The organism is Jezberella montanilacus, assembly GCF_003003055.1.
GTDB lineage: Bacteria > Pseudomonadota > Gammaproteobacteria > Burkholderiales > Burkholderiaceae_B > Zwartia > Zwartia montanilacus.
Window position 1 is genome coordinate 18,358 of the sequence record NZ_PVTV01000016.1, and the last position, 16,489, is coordinate 34,846.

Genomic DNA, 16,489 nt, shown 5'->3' on the forward strand with positions numbered 1-16,489 from the left:
AACCTATTGAAATAAATAACTAATATTATTAATTTCATATTAATGACAGTGACACTAATCTCTTGACACGATGTGAAACCAGACAAAAGTCACATTTGTCCCCAAAGTTATCCACAGGCTAGGTTTTAACCCTCCGAATTTTAAGCCACGTTAGTATTTAGCACTCACTCCGAGAAATCACATTAACTTCATGGCCGAAATTGAACCCGAAGCCTCCTTGAAAAATACTGCGACGCCGCATTGGATTCGTGTCATTTTAGACATCCCACTTACGGGGCCGTTTGATTATCGGTGGACAAGTGCCGTACCAGTTGGAACACGCGTGATCGTCAGTTTTGGCCGCCGCAAGCTCATCGGAATCGTGATCGCCAACCCAGAGCAACCAGGATACGACGTCAAGTTAATCAAGCCAATCGAACAAGTCCTGGAGGACACAGAGCCATTAAGCTTGGACTGGCTAAGATTTGCAGAGTTTGCCGCGGATTACTATCAAAGACCGTTGGGTGAAGTCGTGTTACCGGCGTTGCCTGCCCCGTTGCGGCGCATTGCCGCCTACCACGGTAAGCGCTCCAGCGGTGGTCCAGTGGCGAGGCTAGACGCCCGAAAAACACTGAAACGCGTGGACAGCGTCGTGTCGACGGCACCGATCTTAAACAAGGAGCAACAGTCAGCTCTGGAGGCAGTCACGGCTGCAACTAGTTTTAAGTGCTTTCTTCTTTTTGGCGTGACGGGAAGCGGGAAAACCGAGGTTTACCTGCATGCGGCGGCGGACATTCTCAAGCGAGGACTCAGGGTGCTCTTGCTTGTACCTGAAATCAATTTGACCCCGCAGTTCGAGCAATCTCTCAGGCAGCGGCTCGAGCCAGTGGCTGGTCCAAATGGCGTGGCAGTTCTTCACAGTGCCTTATCCGATGGTGAACGCCTTAATGCCTGGCTCCGGGTGCAGCGGGGAGAGGCGAGAGTTGTCTTAGGTACGCGATTAGCCATCTTTGCTCCAATCAGTGACCTTGGTTTGATTGTGGTCGACGAAGAACATGATTCATCCTATAAACAGCAGGACGGTCTGCGTTATTCAGCAAGGGATCTTGCTGTCTGGCGTGGAAGTGATTTGAATATTCCCGTCGTGCTGGGGTCGGCCACACCCTCGTTAGAATCCTGGGCTCATGCAGAGCAAAAACATTACCAGAGACTGGATCTTACAGAGCGTGCGCGGGCAGTTACGTTGCCGACCGTTCGGCTAGTCGATACGCGCAGGCTGAAAATGGATCACGGCCTTTCACCCCATTTGATCCAAGCGATGAGGGATCGCTTGGAAAATGGCGAGCAAGTGCTTATTTTTCTCAACCGCCGCGGGTATGCACCAGCGCTACATTGCAATTCATGCGGCTGGGTAAGCAAATGTAGTCGCTGTACGACCTTCACGGTTTTGCATCGCGCTGCTGCCGGGCGTCACCAGTTGCACTGCCATCATTGCGGCCTTCAGCAGCGTGTGCCCTCCTCATGCCCCGACTGTGGCGACCAAGATATGCAACCAATGGGCAGAGGTACCCAGCGGATTGAGGAACACCTATCTCAATTATTTTCGCCAGCGCGCGTAGTCCGTATCGATGCCGATAGCACCCGAAAAAAAGGTAGCGCGCAAGCGCTCTTCGATAGCGTGCACGCAGGCGAGGTCGATATTCTGGTTGGCACCCAAATGGTTGCAAAAGGACATGATTTCGCCAACCTGGGCTTGGTGGGAGTATTGAATGCGGATGCAATGCTGTTTTCTCAAGATTTCAGGGCGCCAGAGCGCCTTTTCGCTCAGCTAATGCAAGTGTCTGGTAGAGCTGGAAGGCACACTGGGCATGGGGAAGTCATTATTCAAACAGGCTATCCCGATCAACCTGTGTACCAAGCGCTAATCAAGCACGACTATGCCGGCTTTGCCCGCTTCACCATGCGCGAACGCAAGGCTGCCCTCTTGCCACCGTTCTCTCATCAGGCGCTGTTAAGTGCAGAAGCAGACGATCTGAACCTAGCAATCGCATTCTTAGAAGCATCAAGGCAAACGGCTGTGGATTGGACACAAGAAAATTTTGGTGACAACCGCATCACACTCTATGATCCGGTCCCGTTGCGCATCGTCCGAGTGGATAACGTGTGCAGAGCACAATTACTCATAGAAGGAACGCACCGCCCATCCCTTCAGGCTTTACTAAAACACTTCTTACCGCATCTTTCAACGCTGCCTGAGGCGCGCAAGGTGCATTGGCAACTCGAGGTTGATCCGCTTGAAATCTGACCTCTCGCATTTGAATGCCGCTCAGCGAGAAGCTGTGCTCTACCTTGACGGTCCGACTTTGGTGCTCGCTGGTGCGGGATCTGGCAAGACTCGTGTCATCACACAAAAAATAGGCTATCTGATTCGTGATTGTGGCTATCAGGCTCGTGGCATTGTGGCGCTGACGTTTACGAACAAGGCAGCTCGTGAAATGGACGAGCGTGTTAAATCCATGATGGATCCAGCAGTAACCAAGGGGGTGACAATCAGTACTTTTCATTCGTTGGGCGTGCGGATCTTGCGAGAAGAAGCCGCGCATGCGGGACTAAAGCAACAATTCTCGATTCTGGACTCTGACGATGCCCTGGCGATTGTTCAGGATCTGCTCGCAACGACCGATAAAGGTCGTATACGCGGCGTGCAACAAACGATATCGCTCTGGAAGAACGGTTTAACTGACCCGGACGAAGCGGCCAAGCTTGCGGCAACCCCAAATGAGCTAGAAGCAGCGCGTGTCTATCGTAGTTACAACGCAACCTTATCGGCCTATCAGGCGGTTGACTTTGATGATCTCATCGCGCTACCCGCTCAAATCTTTTCACTCAATCCAGAGGTACGTGAAAAATGGCAAGCACGTGTCAGATATCTTCTGGTCGATGAGTATCAAGACACCAACGTGTGCCAATATCGACTGGTGCAATGGCTAACTGGGCCTCGCGCCATGTTCACCGCAGTGGGTGACGATGATCAGGCTATCTATGCCTGGCGAGGCGCAACCATCGAGAACCTTGCCAACCTAACTAAAGATTATCCAGCGATTCGGGTAATCAAGCTTGAGCAAAACTATCGATCTAGTCAAAGAATTCTGGCTGCAGCGAATCAGGTGATTTCCCATAATCCAAAATTATTCGAAAAGAAACTCTGGTCCGAGCACGGCACAGGTGAGGCCATCAGCGTCGTCGGGATGGATGACGAGCAGACAGAGGCGGAGAGCGTTGCAATGAAAGTTTCTGCCGCTCGTTTCGAGAAACAGGCCGAGTGGAGAGACTTTGCTATCCTTTATCGCGGCAATCATCAGGCTCGCGTTGTTGAACAAGCCATGCGTAATCTGCGCATCCCCTACACAGTCTCAGGCGGTCAGAGTTTTTTTGACAAGGCAGAAGTTAGAGATATTTTGTCTTATCTGCGTCTGATTGCGAACGATGCCGACGATCCGGCCTTTATCCGGGCTGCCACGACGCCCAAGCGCGGGATTGGTCAGGCAACCTTACAAACGCTTGGACAATATGCGGGGATGCGCGGTATCTCTCTTTTTGAGGCTTCTTTTGAGATAGGGCTTGAAGCTAAGCTCAATCAGCGACAGCTCGAACCGCTGCGCACGTTCGGTGAGTTCATCAATCGGATTCAATATCGGGCGGGCAAGCTTACTGTCGGGCAAGCAGTCAGGCCAGTCGAAGCTGCTGATGTGTTGCTGGACGACCTTATCCAAACCATTGACTACGAGCGTTATCTATACGATAACTTCGACGAAAAGCCTGCGCAGTCTCGTTGGCAAAATGTACTCGAACTGATTAACTGGTTAAAAAGGAAATCAGAGGAAGATCACATGAGTTTGTTCGATCTTGTGCAGCATGTTGCCCTGATCACAATGCTTGAACGAAGCGACGATAAAGACCCGGATGCGGTGAAATTATCTACGCTACATGCGTCTAAAGGCCTGGAGTATCCGCACGTTTACCTGCTTGGTGTTGAGGAAGGGCTGCTGCCGCACATGGGCCGTGAGGATGAAGATGTAGACGCTGCGCGCGCCGCGGATATCTTAGTTGAGCGAGTCCAGGAGGAGCGCCGTCTCATGTACGTTGGCATCACGCGAGCACAGCGAAGTTTGCACTTGAGCTGGTGTAAAAAGCGAAGGCGGGCACGTGAAGATGTTAGCCGAGATCCATCGCGCTTTATTGCAGAAATGGGACTATCGGACCCCACGGCCCTCAATCAAGCGGCTACTGAGAGCTTGAATCCACGAGCTCGACTGGATATGCTCAAGTCTTTACTCAATAAAAAATAGTAGGCCTTCGGGCCTACCCTTACGATCAGTCAGAACATCGCCTAGCTGGCCTCGGTATACTCAAGCTCTAAGTAAAAAAAAATTCAAAAACCGAGTTTAGTCATTAAAGACAAGGGACTAATTAAATGAAGCAAATTCAAATCATTGGTGTCGCGGGCGCCGGTGCAATGGGTCGAGGTATCGCTCAAATTGCAGCTCAGGCTGGATTTCAAGTGCGTTTATTCGATACACAACCCGCCGTTGTCGCCTCTGCACGCGAAGCGTTAGCTAAAACCTGGGATACCTTAGCCAGCAAAGGCAAGATCAGCCCCGAAAAAGCTCAGGCGGCGCAGACTAATTTGATTTCTGCCGTTTCGTTATCAGAGCTGGCTGATTGCGACCTGGTGATTGAGGCGATTGTCGAACGCCTCGATATTAAGCAGCAGTTCTTTCGCGAACTTGAAGCTGTTGTGCGTCCGGATTGTATTCTGGCTTCTAACACCTCTTCTTTGTCAGTGACCGCCATTGCGTCAGTTTGTGCTCACCCAGCTCGTGTCGTGGGCTATCACTTCTTCAATCCGGTCCCCTTGATGAAAGTAGTTGAGGTGATTGACGGTTTGCGCAGTGATCCCGCGGTTGGTGATGTTTTGATGGATCTTGCGCACACCATGGGCCATACGCCAGTGCGGTGCAAAGATATGCCGGGCTTTATTGTCAATCACGCCGGGCGAGGTCTTGGTCCCGAGGGGTTGAAGGTGGTGCAAGAGTCCGTCACGAACTTCGAAACAGTCGACGCTATTATGCGAGAGCAAGTGGGCCTCAAAATGGGGCCGTTCGAACTGATGGATTTGACTGGACTTGACGTGTCCCACCCAGTCATGGAGTCTATCTATCGACAGTTTTTCGATGAGCCTCGCTTTAAGCCATCACCGATTACAACGGTTCGGGTGGCGGGTGGTCTGTTAGGACGTAAGACGCAGCGTGGTTATTACGAATATGTCGATGGTTTCAAACAGACAGAGCCAGAAGCAGCCCCCCCTGTTCTGGATCAACCAGTCAAAGTGTGGGTGAGCCCTGTTCATGGCATAGGAAGCACGCGAGCGACCGAACTGCTCAAGACCTTGGGCGCAAAGCTGCAGACGGGCCTACAGCCCGATGGGGATGCTTTGATTATTGTCACGCCATACGGACAGGATGTTTCAACTGCCATTGTTGAACAGGGTCTGGATCCCGTGCGCACCGTCGGATTAGATACGTTCAATGGTTTTGAACAGACCCGTCGTCGCACAGTGATGGTTTCACCAGCAACCGGCAAAGACTGGGTAACTCGCGCTCATGCTCTGCTGGCGTCGGATGCTATACGGGTCAGCGTCATTGATGATTCGCCCGGGTTTGTTGCTCAGCGAATTGTCGCGATGATTGTCAATATCGCTTGTGACATCGCGCAACAGGATATTGCTACCCCTGCAGATATTGATAATGCCGTGAAGCTGGGCTTGGGTTACCCGCAAGGCCCTTTATCTCTGGGTGATTCGCTTGGAGCTGCGAATATTATGGAGATTCTCAAAAACATCCAGGCGGTAACAGGAGATCCCCGTTACCGTCCTAGCCTTTGGTTGCAACGTCGTGTGCAACTCGGGATGTCTTTGTTGCAGAAATCCAGTTAGACACTGGATTTCAACTGCGCTTGCTGTTTATTTTTTGGCAGCGTCTGCGGGTACCGCAGGCGCTTCTGGCTCTTTAAAGTCAGCACCAGAGCCATTGGCCATGAAAACCACCGCACGAGCGATTTCATAATCATCCAGGGCTGGGTTGCCGCCTTTGGCAGGCATAGCACCCTTGCCTTTGATAGCGTTAGCGGTAAGCATTACCACGCCAGTGGCAATGCGAGGTGCCCAAGCGGCTTTGTCACCTGTTTTTGGAGCCCCGGCCAAGCCAGCGACGTGACAGCTTGAACAGACAGCCTTGTAGACTTGCTCACCAGTCTTGAATACTTTCGGGCCGGTAGCATCCACCAGATCAAGCATTGCAACTGGTGCGATCCGGTGATTTACAGCTTCTTCACCCAGTGAGGCTGAGCCAGCGGCGGTTTTATCAGCAGAGGTGACAAAGTTGACCAGCAACAAAATAATAATAAGCGGGAGAATAAAGGCCAAAACCACAGCAGTAATTAGCTGCTTGGGAGTCTTGATCAAAGAGCCGTGCTCTTCAGTGTGTGTTTCGTGATGTTCTTGGCTGTTGCTCATGACCAAATCCTGCGAGTCTCAGAAAGGTTTGACGGTGCGGTGGCGATTATAGCGGGATATGTCGCCTAAAGGGCAAAGCTCAATGGGTTGACAGATCAAACAGCTATAATGTTGTGCGTAGCGCCCGTAGTTCAATGGATAGAATGAGAGTTTCCGAAGCTCTTGATACAGGTTCGATTCCTGTCGGACGCACCACCTTAAGCGAAAGTCGGTGCTTTGAGTGCCTCGTGAAATTGTTTGACGTAGTCGTCAAACGTCTCTGAGTCAGCGTTTTCGATCCTCTCTTGCGTAAGAATCGATTCCATCGCTTGTGCGTCGGCTTGTTTTCCTTGTTCAAAGGTCAAGCCTTTCGCCTGAAGCACGGCTGCCTGTTGCTTGCTCAGATCAACCACAAAATCATGAAAAGACATTTCTTTCTGTTGCAAACTGCTAAGCAATTGCGCAGATGGCGTTGACTCGGGGTCGGCTACTTTTTGCTGTTGTGAGGAGATCGCTTTTACATAAGAGGGATCCGCGAGGCAATCCCCAAACAAGTTGGCGCACTCCCCGATTTGACTCAGCAAGTGGTTCGCCCAATCCTTCAGGCTGATATCCGCGCCATCGCGTTTAAGTATCAACCCGGGCTGTCGGCCGTATTTGACTGTTTTGGCAAAGTTGTCAGCGCTTTCAGCGCAAAAACCATCATCGCCAAAGTAAGGACTATCCTGTGTCGCGCAAAATAAGATAAAGGCATCCACAAAGTGAGCGGTATCGCTTGAGATGCCAGTGGCCTCTTTGTAGTCGATATCCAAGCAGCGAATTTCGACATATTGGATACCTCTGTCGGCTAAAGCCGTTATTGGTCGCTCGCATGGGCCAGTTGCGCGCTTGGGCCGAATGCTCGAATAAAACTCATTTTCAATCTGCAACACATTCGTGTTGAGCTGTATCCATTCGCCATTGCGATGAGTACCGATCTCGTTATATGGGGGCCACGGAGTGGTAACCGCCTTATGCATGCTCAGCAGAAAGCTGTTGAGATCGTTGTAGCACGGCTTGAGTGTGGCTTGAGCCTTGTTTTGATAGCCTAAGTCGCTCATTCGCAAGCTGGTGGCGTAGGGTAAAAAAAGCGTATCCGCATCCAGCTGGTCCAGGCCCTTATCACGACCGCGAAGGAAATCTTTCGAGACGGCAGGCGATGCACCAAACAAGTACATCAGCAGCCAACTGTAGCGCGTGAAGTTTCTGATTAAGGCCATATAACCGGCAGATCGCTTGTCTTGGGCAGAAATGCCAGGAACATCAATGATTTGCCAAAACTGCTCATCGAAAGAGAAGTTGTAGTGCAGGCCAGCGATGCACTGCATGGTTTTGCCATAGCGCTCAGCCAACCCTCGCCGGTATACATGTTTGAGCATGCCGGTATTAGACGTGCCATACCAAGCGATCGGGATGTCAATCTCGGCCGGTAGGTGGGCAGGCATGGAGTGGTTCCACATCATTTCATCGTTCAGCGAGCAGGCAATGACGGTTTGAAGTTCGGCCATTTCGGCGAGCAAATCATCGATACGAGTGTGCGTGCCAGAGATCAGTTCAAGTAACGCTTCGGAGTAATCGGTTGTTATTCGAGGGTGTGTGAGTGCAGAGCCGAGTGATTTCGGATGCGCCCGCGTCGAGAGTCGACCTTCGGAATTGACGCGAAGACCCTCCTTTTCAATCCCTCTGAGGGATTTGCCAAGCATATCGGGCTTTTGCCTGAGAATCTCCAGGCGTTGGGACAAAGTGACACTCACAGACAATCCTTTCTTGAATAATCCAGTTCATTTTAAGTGATATACCAAAGTCGATAGTAATAGCCCGATATCACGCTTGTATTACGAGTCGAGCAGGCCTTGCTGTATCGCCAGCGACACGCCAGCCTGCCGTTTGTATACATTTAGTTTGCGACAGGCATTGCCCACATGAAAATTCACGGTCCTTTCACTCACTTGCAGGATGGCGGCTGTCTCCCAACTTGTTTTACCTTTTGCTATCCACTGGAGACATTGTCGCTCTCGATCAGAAAGTTGTTGAGTAGTCATGCGAGAGATGCTCCTATTTAAATACAGTGGACGTACGTTGCAGGCCAAGGCGGAAACTTGCCTAGTGTGACCATAATCGCGCTCCTTGAGAATGCGCAAAATCCCTGTTATTTGTTTCTAACAACGTCACATTTGTTAGGCGTTGTAATTGGAACCAGTCATTAGCTGCGCACGGTAAAGCTCAATGCTAAAATTATTTGAATATACGCGCCGATTTGCCTGATCCGCTTGCGGGCGCCACATAAATCCAGCTAAAGAGTTATCGATGATTAATTCGTCCGATTCGGTCGGTGTGGTCAACACACAATTTTTTCAGTTTGACGAGCCACTGCTTCTCGCGAGTGGTCAAACGATTAACGCCTACACACTCGCCGTTGAGACTTACGGCTCCCTCAATGCCGATGCCAGTAACGCAGTGTTGATTTGCCATGCGCTGAATGCCTCTCATCATGTCGCAGGCATTTCGGCGGAAAACCCCGACGATATTGGCTGGTGGGACAACATGGTTGGGCCAGGCAAACCTGTCGACACTAATCATTTTTTTGTCATCGGCATCAACAATTTAGGCTCTTGCTTTGGGTCAACGGGGCCCGCTTCCGTCCGGGTTGAGACCGGCACCCCCTGGGGGGCCGCTTTCCCGGTTGTGACGGTTGAAGACTGGGTCGCGGCTCAAGCGCGCGTAGCAGATCGTATGGGGATTAAGCGTTTTGCTGCGGTGATGGGCGGGTCGCTTGGAGGGATGCAAGCCTTGAGTTGGGCAATCACTTGTCCAGAGCGAGTCGCTCATTGCGTCGTGATTGCCAGCACACCTCGTCTTTCTGCCCAGAACATCGGCTTTAACGAGGTGGCGAGACGAGCAATCATCACTGACCCGGAGTTTCATGGCGGTGATTATTATGCCCATCAGACGGTGCCGCGCCATGGCCTGTCTGTCGCTCGCATGATTGGACACATCACTTATTTGACAGATGATGACATGGCAGAGAAGTTCGGGCGTACTCAGCGCGAACCAGCCCCGGATGGGGAATTTCACTACGGCTATGGCGTCGAGTTTGAGGTTGAGTCCTATTTGCGTTATCAGGGTGAGAAGTTTTCTCGTTACTTCGATGCCAACACGTATTTATTGATTACGCGAGCGTTGGATTATTTTGATCCAGCACGCAAGACAGGCGGCGACTTGGCCCGCGCGTTGTCAACCGCGACAGCGGATTTTTTGTTGGTATCGTTCACAACAGACTGGCGATTTCCGCCTGCGCGATCGCGCGAGATCGTTAAAGCTTTGTTGCAAAACGATCAAACTGCAACATATGCAGAGATCGATGCGCCGCACGGACATGACGCGTTTTTGTTGGACGACGCTCGCTATCATCAAGTCGTTCAGGCGTATTTTGATCGGATCAACCAGTCACTGAACAGGGAGGCATGATGACGACTGCCAATCTCTCCGTTAACTTGCGCAGTGATTTACTGAAGATTTCCGCTTTGATCGAGGCGTCGACTCGGGTGCTGGATTTAGGCTGTGGCGATGGCACGCTACTTTCATATTTGCAAGAACAAAAAGGTGTCAAAGCGGTTGGCGTTGAAATCAATGACCAAAGTGTCCTGGCATGTGTCAAGCGCGGTGTGCATGTGGTTCAGCAAAACCTTGAAGATGGCCTGGCCATGTTCGATGATCAGCAATTTGATACGGTCGTGCTGTCTCAGACTTTGCAGTCGATGCACAACACCGAGCATATTTTGCGTGAGATGATGCGAGTGGCTCGTCGCGGGATTGTTTCTTTCCCTAATTTTGGTTACTGGCCCCACGGCTGGTCTATTCTTGGCGGGCGCATGCCAGTCACAGGCCAGATGCCTTATGACTGGTACGACACGCCTAATATCCACCTTTGCACATTGAAAGATTTCGAACGGCTAGCAGCCAAGCTCGGCTTTACTATCATTGCCCGGTCGACGTTTAAAGAAGAGCGAGAGGTAAAGTTTCTTGCGGGTTGGCGCAGTACGCTGGCGGTCTATCACATCACTGCCGGGACTTGAGGCGATGGATTCAACCGGCAGCAAACGCCCCTCGGACAATCGGGTGTATTTCAGCCGACGGGTAGCGCCCTTGTTGCTGGTTGGTTTTGCCAGTGGATTGCCACTCGCACTAACAGGTGGGACCTTGCAAGCCTGGGCGACACAGCAAAATGTGTCATTGCAGGATATCGGTCTGCTCACCTTGGTGGGCACGGCGTACACGCTAAAGTTTCTCTGGTCGCCCTTGGTCGATCGCTTCGCCGCCCCTTGGCTTGGCCGTCGTCGTGGCTGGATGCTCGCTATGCAGTGGACGCTGGCACTGGCTTTGATGGCGATGGGTACGCTTGAGCCGCAAAATAATTTATCCGGCTTAGCGGCTTTGGCAGTTTTTGTGGCGTTCTGCTCGGCTACCCAGGATATTGCCATTGACGCTTACCGCAGCGATGTGTTGCACAAAAATGAACGAGGCGCGGGGGCGGCCCTATCCGTACTAGGCTATCGACTGGCGATGCTGGTCTCTGGGGGACTCGCGCTTATCCTCGCGGACAACTGGCTGGGGTGGGGAGGGATGTACGTCTGTATGGGCCTCATCATGTTCATTGCATCGTTTGGAACTTTCCTAGCGCCAGAACCTGACGTAATCTCAAAGCCCCCCATTTCTCTTGCCGATGCAGTGATCGAACCACTAAAAGAATTTTTTAGTCGTCCTGAGGCAATCACCGTTTTAACGTTGATAGTTTTGTACAAACTTGGCGACGCGTTTGCCGGCGCGCTATCCACGACTTTTTTATTAAGAGAAGCAGGCTACACCGCAACTGAAGTTGGTACGGTCAATAAACTTTTAGGTTTGGCCGCAACGATCCTTGGAGCCCTTGCGGGTGGTTCGCTCATGGCCCGGTTGGGGCTCTATCGATCGCTATTTCTCTTTGGTTTATTGCAGGCCGTGTCGAACTTGGGCTTTTGGGTGATTTCTGTCGGACCCCATCAGGTATGGCTAATGGCGGCTGGTATCGGGATTGAAAATCTGTGCGGGGGCATGGGCACTGCAGCTTTTGTCGCCCTGCTGATGGGCTTGTGCAAACGTGAGTTTTCGGCAACGCAGTTTGCTTTGCTGTCAGCTCTGTCGGCTGTCGGTCGCACTTATTTGGCTGGGCCGCTCACGCCACCCATTGTCGAATATGCAGGATGGCCGCATTTCTTTCTCTTTACCGTGGTGATTGCGCTGCCGGGTCTGCTGTTGTTGTATTGGCGTCGTCGCGATATCGATAAGATCGACATGGGCCAAAACGTCGCCAAGTCATAGCCTTAGGGTTTAAGAACAAAGTTGTAATCAATCGTCAGCGGGGCGTGGTCTGAAAACCTTTCGTCCTTGTAGATATTGACTGCTTTGGCAGTCGCAGCGATGCCTGGCGTGGCAATTTGATAGTCAATACGCCACCCCACATTTTTTGCCCAGGCTTGCCCACGAGCACTCCACCAGGTGTATTGATCCGGTCTTTGATCCACCAGTCGAAACACATCGACAAAGCCCATATCCTCAAAAATATGCGTTAGCCACGCTCGCTCTTCAGGCGTAAAACCAGAATTTTTCTGATTGGACTTCCAGTTTTTCAGATCAATCTCTTTATGGGCGATGTTCCAGTCCCCACACACAACAAATTCTCGACCAGTTTTTTGGTGTTCAGTCATCAAGCCTTTTAACCAAGGTCCGAATTTAGCTAAGAATCTGAATTTGGCCTCCTGTCTGTCGGGACCACTTGAGCCAGAGGGTAAGTATGCGCTCACTACACTCAAGTTACCCCAATCTGCTCGGATGATGCGACCTTCCGCATCAAACTCTTCACAGTCAATCCCAGTGGTGACCTTTTCCGCTGCCGCCCGCAAATAAATCCCTACTCCGCTATAGCCTTTTTTTTCGGCTGCGCAGAAGTGACCGGTGTAGTCGAGCGGATGTTGCAGAGGCTCATCGATGTCTGCCAGATGCGCTTTTAGTTCTTGCAGGCACAAGATATCGGCACCATTGCGCGGCAACCAGTCCACAAGGCCTTTTTTAAAGGCCGAGCGGATGCCGTTTAAGTTCAGTGAGGTGATGCGCAGCAAGTTGGTGCTCCGTGGGATGTCATAATTACAAATCTATTTATAGTCGGAAATCATATGTCCAGCGGATCAGATCGTCGTGCCTTTGTGCAGTTTGCCCTCGACGAGGGTGTCTTGCGGTTTGGTAGCTTTGTGACGAAATCCGGGCGGACGAGCCCCTATTTTTTTAACGCTGGTCTCTTTAATCGTGGCAGATCAGTGGGTCGCCTCGCACAATTTTATGCGCAAGCGCTGATCAATGCAGGGGTATCGTTTGACATGATGTTTGGGCCAGCCTACAAGGGGATCCCGTTGGCAACTGCGACAGCTGTCGCGCTGGCCAGCCATCCAGCCATGAGCGGCCGTGATGTACCTTTTGCCTACAATCGTAAAGAGGTAAAAGATCATGGCGAAGGCGGTGTGCTGGTTGGCGCTCCCTTGCAAGGTAAGGTCGTGATTATTGACGATGTCATTACCGCTGGTACCTCGGTGCGCGAATCAGTTGATATTATTCGTGCTGCCGGGGCTGAGCCTGCTGCCGTTTTGATTGCGATGGATCGCATGGAACGCGCGGGCGCAGAGGGTGCCTTGTCGCCTCACTCAGCGGTGCAAGAAGTGCAAAATCTGTACGGTTTACCGGTCATCAGTATTGCTTCGCTCGATGACATCATGGCCTTATTGCGAGAACGTCACGATTTTGCTCAATACCAGGACGCGGTCACCACTTACCGTGATCGTTACGGCATCAAAGCTTGATCCAACTATTAGTCAACCGTGCGCTAGCACCTGTCACGAATCACTTTCAAGTTTGCTCTTCAACAAATCGTTGACTTGTTGAGGGTTCGCTTTGCCTTTTGCCGCTTTCATTACCTGACCAACAAGTGAATTAAAGGCTTTTTGCTTGCCGGAGCGGTACTCAGCGACGATGCTGGCGTTTTCTGTCATCACCGCATCGATGATGGCGCTGATTGCACCTGAGTCGTTAATCTGAGTTAAGCCTTTTGCTTCAATGATGGCATCGACGTTTCCGTTGAACTCGCCCGCCCAGAGTGCGGCAAATACTTCTCTTGCGATCTTGTTAGAGATCTTGCCATCGATAATGCGGGCAAGCAAGGAGCCCAAAACCTCGGCTGAAACTGGGCAGGCTGAAATATCTTTCTCTTCGCGATTTAACGTGGCCGAGACCTCTCCCATCAACCAGTTAGCAGCGATTTTTGCCTGGCCGGCAGGCAGGGTATAAACCACTTTTTCAAAATATTCAGCCAGTTCCCGACTTGAACAAAGCTGAGCCGCCTCAATAGCGGGTAAGCCGTATTCATCAGTAAACCGCTGACGCAGAGCAGTTGGAAGCTCAGGCATGCTGGCTTTGATCTCAGCCACCCAAGCCTGTTCAACGATCAACGGCGGAAGATCAGGATCAGGGAAGTACCGATAGTCGTGTGCATCCTCTTTGCTGCGCATGCTTCGAGTTTCATCCTTGTCCGAGTCATACAGGCGAGTCTCCTGCACGACTTTGCCACCATCCTCAATGAGTTCGATTTGACGACGAACTTCATATTGGATTGCTCGCTCAAGAAACTTAAATGAGTTGACGTTTTTGACTTCGCAGCGCGTACCGAATTCTTTTTCGCCAACCGGTCTTACCGACACATTGGCGTCAATGCGAAATGATCCTTCTTGCATATTGCCATCGCAAATACCAAGCCACGTCACGAGACTGTGCAGCGTTTTCGCGTACGCAACCGCTTCGGCTGCAGAGCGCATTTCTGGCTCTGAGACGATCTCCAGCAAGGGTGTGCCAGCGCGGTTTAAGTCGATGCCTGTTGAGAGCTCGCCATGTGGCCCTTCAAAGTCGTCATGCAAGGACTTGCCGGCGTCTTCTTCGAGATGAGCGCGCGTTAAGTTAATGGTTTTTTCCTGGTCGCCGACAAAAAAGCTGATCGCCCCGCCGATCACGACCGGGATTTCAAATTGCGTGATCTGGTAGTTTTTGGGTAAATCGGGATAGAAGTAGTTTTTACGAGCAAAAATTGAACGGGGCGCAATCGTCGCACCGACTGCTAAACCGAAACGGATCGCGCGATCGACTGCCGTGCGATTCATCACGGGCAGGGAGCCAGGCAAAGCCAAGTCAACCTCATTGGCTTGTGTGTTGGGCAGCGCGCCAAAGCGTGTGCTGCTGCCAGAAAAAATCTTGGTGTTAGTCAAGAGTTGGGTGTGGGTCTCAAGACCGATTACGATTTCCCATGTCATGCTGCATGCCCCGCCGACCGTTGATGCCAGTCTGTGACCAGTTGATATTGATGTGCGATGGCCAGTAGTCGGCCCTCATCGAAGTAGTCCCCGATAATCTGGAGGCCCACAGGTAGTGGCTTGCCTGAGGCCCCTGGCGCAAAGCCGCAAGGGATGGACATGCCTGGCAGACCCGCCAGGTTGACGCTCAGCGTGTAGATGTCAGCCAACCAATCTGCGGTGGGATCTTCTTGGTTTGCACCAATCTGTTTTGCCACGGTCGGGGCAACCGGGCCCATGATGACATCACACTGGGTTTTCAAGGCAGTTTGAAAATCCTGTGCAATTAATCTGCGTAAGCGCTGTGCTTGCAGATAGTATGCATCGTAGTAACCGTGAGATAAAACATAGGTGCCAACCAGAATTCGTCGTTGTACTTCTGCTCCGAAACCTTCAGTTCGCGACTTGGATGTCATATCGGCAAGATCCGTATATGACTCGCTGCGATGGCCGTAGCGCACACCATCGTAGCGGGACAGGTTGCTTGACGCCTCGGCGGGCGCAAGGACGTAGTAGGCTGGGATCGACAAACGAGTATTGGGCAGACTAATGCTGACACGAGTTGCCCCTAGCGCTTCGAATTGGCAGATTGCAGCTTCGACGCGGGCGGCTACCTCGTTGTCGAGTCCTTCACCGAAGTATTCTCGCGGCACACCAATCCTCAGCCCTTGCAAAGGGTTGACAGTGCTCGCAGCAAAAGCGTTCGATGCTTTTCGATAGTCCGCCTTAATGCGCCCGCTAGCATTGGGCTCACCTCTGCAACTGACTGCGCTGGTCGCATCGCGCTCGTCAAAGCCGCTCATACAGTCAAGCATGTCGACTAAGTCGTTTGAACTGGCTGCCAGCGGCCCTGCTTGATCCAGGCTCGAACCATAAGCGATCATGCCGTAACGCGAGACGCAACCGTAGGTGGGTTTAATGCCGCTCACGCCGCATAGGGCTGCTGGCTGGCGAACTGATCCGCCCGTGTCGGTGCCGGTCGAGGCCAGGACTAGTCTGGCTGCCACGACTGCGGCCGAGGCCCCGGATGAGCCGCCAGGCACTGCCGTGTGATCCCAGGGATTTAACGTTGGCCCGAACGCTGAATGCTCATTGCTCGAGCCCATGGCGAACTCGTCGCAATTGAGTTTGCCAAGCGATACACAACCAGCTTTGAGCAGCTTGTCGACGACCGTTGCATCAAAGGGGCTCTTGTATTGTGCGAGCATCTTGCTGCCGGCTGTGCTGCGCCATCCCTGAGTAACAAAGACGTCTTTATGAGCGATTGGGATGCCGGTAAGCGCGGTCGCTGTCCCGGCCCGAATCATGTCATCAGCCATTCGTGCTTGGGTTAGCGTTAGCTGATCATCAATGTGCAAAAACGCGTTCAAGTGCGAGTGGGCTTTGATGTTCGCAAGTGATTCTTGGGCTAATTCAGTTGCGCTGATTGATTTGTTGGCCAACGCCTGCTGCAGTGCAGCAAGGTTTTTAAAGGAATGCAACGATGTCGTCATAG

13 protein-coding genes and 1 tRNA gene are annotated in these 16,489 nt (G+C 51.9%); 8 read left to right on the plus strand and 6 right to left on the minus strand.

The annotated features are described in order from the left end of the window. Window positions 1-190: 190 nt before the first annotated feature. From BCM14_RS12230 to BCM14_RS12240, 3 genes are all read left to right on the plus strand, one after another. A complete protein-coding gene (locus BCM14_RS12230) occupies window positions 191-2,284 on the plus strand; it encodes a primosomal protein N' (RefSeq protein WP_106228330.1) in 2,094 nt (697 codons plus the stop codon). Next, entirely contained in the window at window positions 2,274-4,328 is a 2,055-nt protein-coding gene (locus BCM14_RS12235; RefSeq protein ID WP_375318483.1) for a UvrD-helicase domain-containing protein, read from the plus strand. The genes BCM14_RS12230 and BCM14_RS12235 overlap by 11 nt, the downstream gene beginning before the upstream one ends. 125 nt (window positions 4,329-4,453) lie before the next feature. Then, complete coding sequence (locus BCM14_RS12240) at window positions 4,454-5,974, plus strand: 3-hydroxyacyl-CoA dehydrogenase (protein ID WP_106228331.1); 1,521 nt, start codon at window positions 4,454-4,456, stop codon at window positions 5,972-5,974. A gap of 27 nt (window positions 5,975-6,001) precedes the next feature. Here BCM14_RS12240 and BCM14_RS12245 read toward each other — a convergent pair whose 3' ends face one another. Next, window positions 6,002-6,553 carry a c-type cytochrome gene (locus BCM14_RS12245; RefSeq protein WP_106228332.1) on the minus strand — a complete coding sequence of 184 codons (552 nt, stop codon included), beginning with the start codon at window positions 6,551-6,553 and terminating at the stop codon, window positions 6,002-6,004. Between the two features lie 120 nt (window positions 6,554-6,673). Between BCM14_RS12245 and BCM14_RS12250 the strand changes: the two genes are divergently transcribed. Next, window positions 6,674-6,748 (plus strand) — tRNA-Arg (locus BCM14_RS12250). A gap of 2 nt (window positions 6,749-6,750) precedes the next feature. On the opposite strand, the gene gshA is transcribed toward BCM14_RS12250, so the two are convergent. Together gshA and BCM14_RS12260 are read right to left on the minus strand one after the other, a co-directional pair. Then, the gene (gene gshA / locus BCM14_RS12255) at window positions 6,751-8,325 is read right to left on the minus strand and encodes a glutamate--cysteine ligase (protein WP_106228333.1); all 1,575 of its coding nucleotides are present in this window, start codon (window positions 8,323-8,325) and stop codon (window positions 6,751-6,753) included. An 81-nt stretch (window positions 8,326-8,406) separates the two neighbouring features. Continuing rightward, window positions 8,407-8,613 (minus strand): helix-turn-helix domain-containing protein, encoded by a 207-nt coding sequence (locus BCM14_RS12260; RefSeq protein WP_106228334.1) that lies wholly within the window; start codon window positions 8,611-8,613, stop codon window positions 8,407-8,409. 265 nt (window positions 8,614-8,878) lie between these two features. Here BCM14_RS12260 and metX point away from each other — a divergent pair, with 265 nt between their 5' ends. Genes metX through BCM14_RS12275 form a run of 3 tightly spaced genes read left to right on the plus strand, consistent with a single transcriptional unit; the run spans window position 8,879 to window position 11,929 of the window. After that, window positions 8,879-10,039 (plus strand): homoserine O-succinyltransferase MetX, encoded by a 1,161-nt coding sequence (gene metX, locus BCM14_RS12265; protein ID WP_106228335.1) that lies wholly within the window; start codon window positions 8,879-8,881, stop codon window positions 10,037-10,039. Next, window positions 10,039-10,647, plus strand: a complete 609-nt coding sequence (metW, locus tag BCM14_RS12270) for a methionine biosynthesis protein MetW (RefSeq protein ID WP_375318487.1) — start codon at window positions 10,039-10,041, stop codon at window positions 10,645-10,647. The genes metX and metW overlap by 1 nt, the downstream gene beginning before the upstream one ends. A gap of 4 nt (window positions 10,648-10,651) precedes the next feature. Continuing rightward, window positions 10,652-11,929, plus strand: a complete 1,278-nt coding sequence (locus BCM14_RS12275) for a muropeptide transporter (RefSeq protein WP_106228337.1) — start codon at window positions 10,652-10,654, stop codon at window positions 11,927-11,929. A gap of 2 nt (window positions 11,930-11,931) precedes the next feature. Here BCM14_RS12275 and BCM14_RS12280 read toward each other — a convergent pair whose 3' ends face one another. Further along, window positions 11,932-12,726 carry an exodeoxyribonuclease III gene (locus tag BCM14_RS12280; RefSeq protein WP_106228338.1) on the minus strand — a complete coding sequence of 265 codons (795 nt, stop codon included), beginning with the start codon at window positions 12,724-12,726 and terminating at the stop codon, window positions 11,932-11,934. Window positions 12,727-12,780: 54 nt separating this feature from the next. Between BCM14_RS12280 and pyrE the strand changes: the two genes are divergently transcribed. Beyond that, window positions 12,781-13,458 carry an orotate phosphoribosyltransferase gene (pyrE, locus tag BCM14_RS12285; protein WP_106228339.1) on the plus strand — a complete coding sequence of 226 codons (678 nt, stop codon included), beginning with the start codon at window positions 12,781-12,783 and terminating at the stop codon, window positions 13,456-13,458. A 33-nt stretch (window positions 13,459-13,491) separates the two neighbouring features. On the opposite strand, the gene gatB is transcribed toward pyrE, so the two are convergent. Continuing rightward, on the minus strand, window positions 13,492-14,955 hold the full coding sequence (gene gatB / locus BCM14_RS12290) for an Asp-tRNA(Asn)/Glu-tRNA(Gln) amidotransferase subunit GatB (RefSeq protein ID WP_106228340.1): 1,464 nt from the start codon (window positions 14,953-14,955) through the stop codon (window positions 13,492-13,494). Further along, complete coding sequence (gatA, locus tag BCM14_RS12295) at window positions 14,952-16,487, minus strand: Asp-tRNA(Asn)/Glu-tRNA(Gln) amidotransferase subunit GatA (protein ID WP_106228341.1); 1,536 nt, start codon at window positions 16,485-16,487, stop codon at window positions 14,952-14,954. The genes gatB and gatA overlap by 4 nt, the downstream gene beginning before the upstream one ends. Window positions 16,488-16,489: the final 2 nt, after the last annotated feature.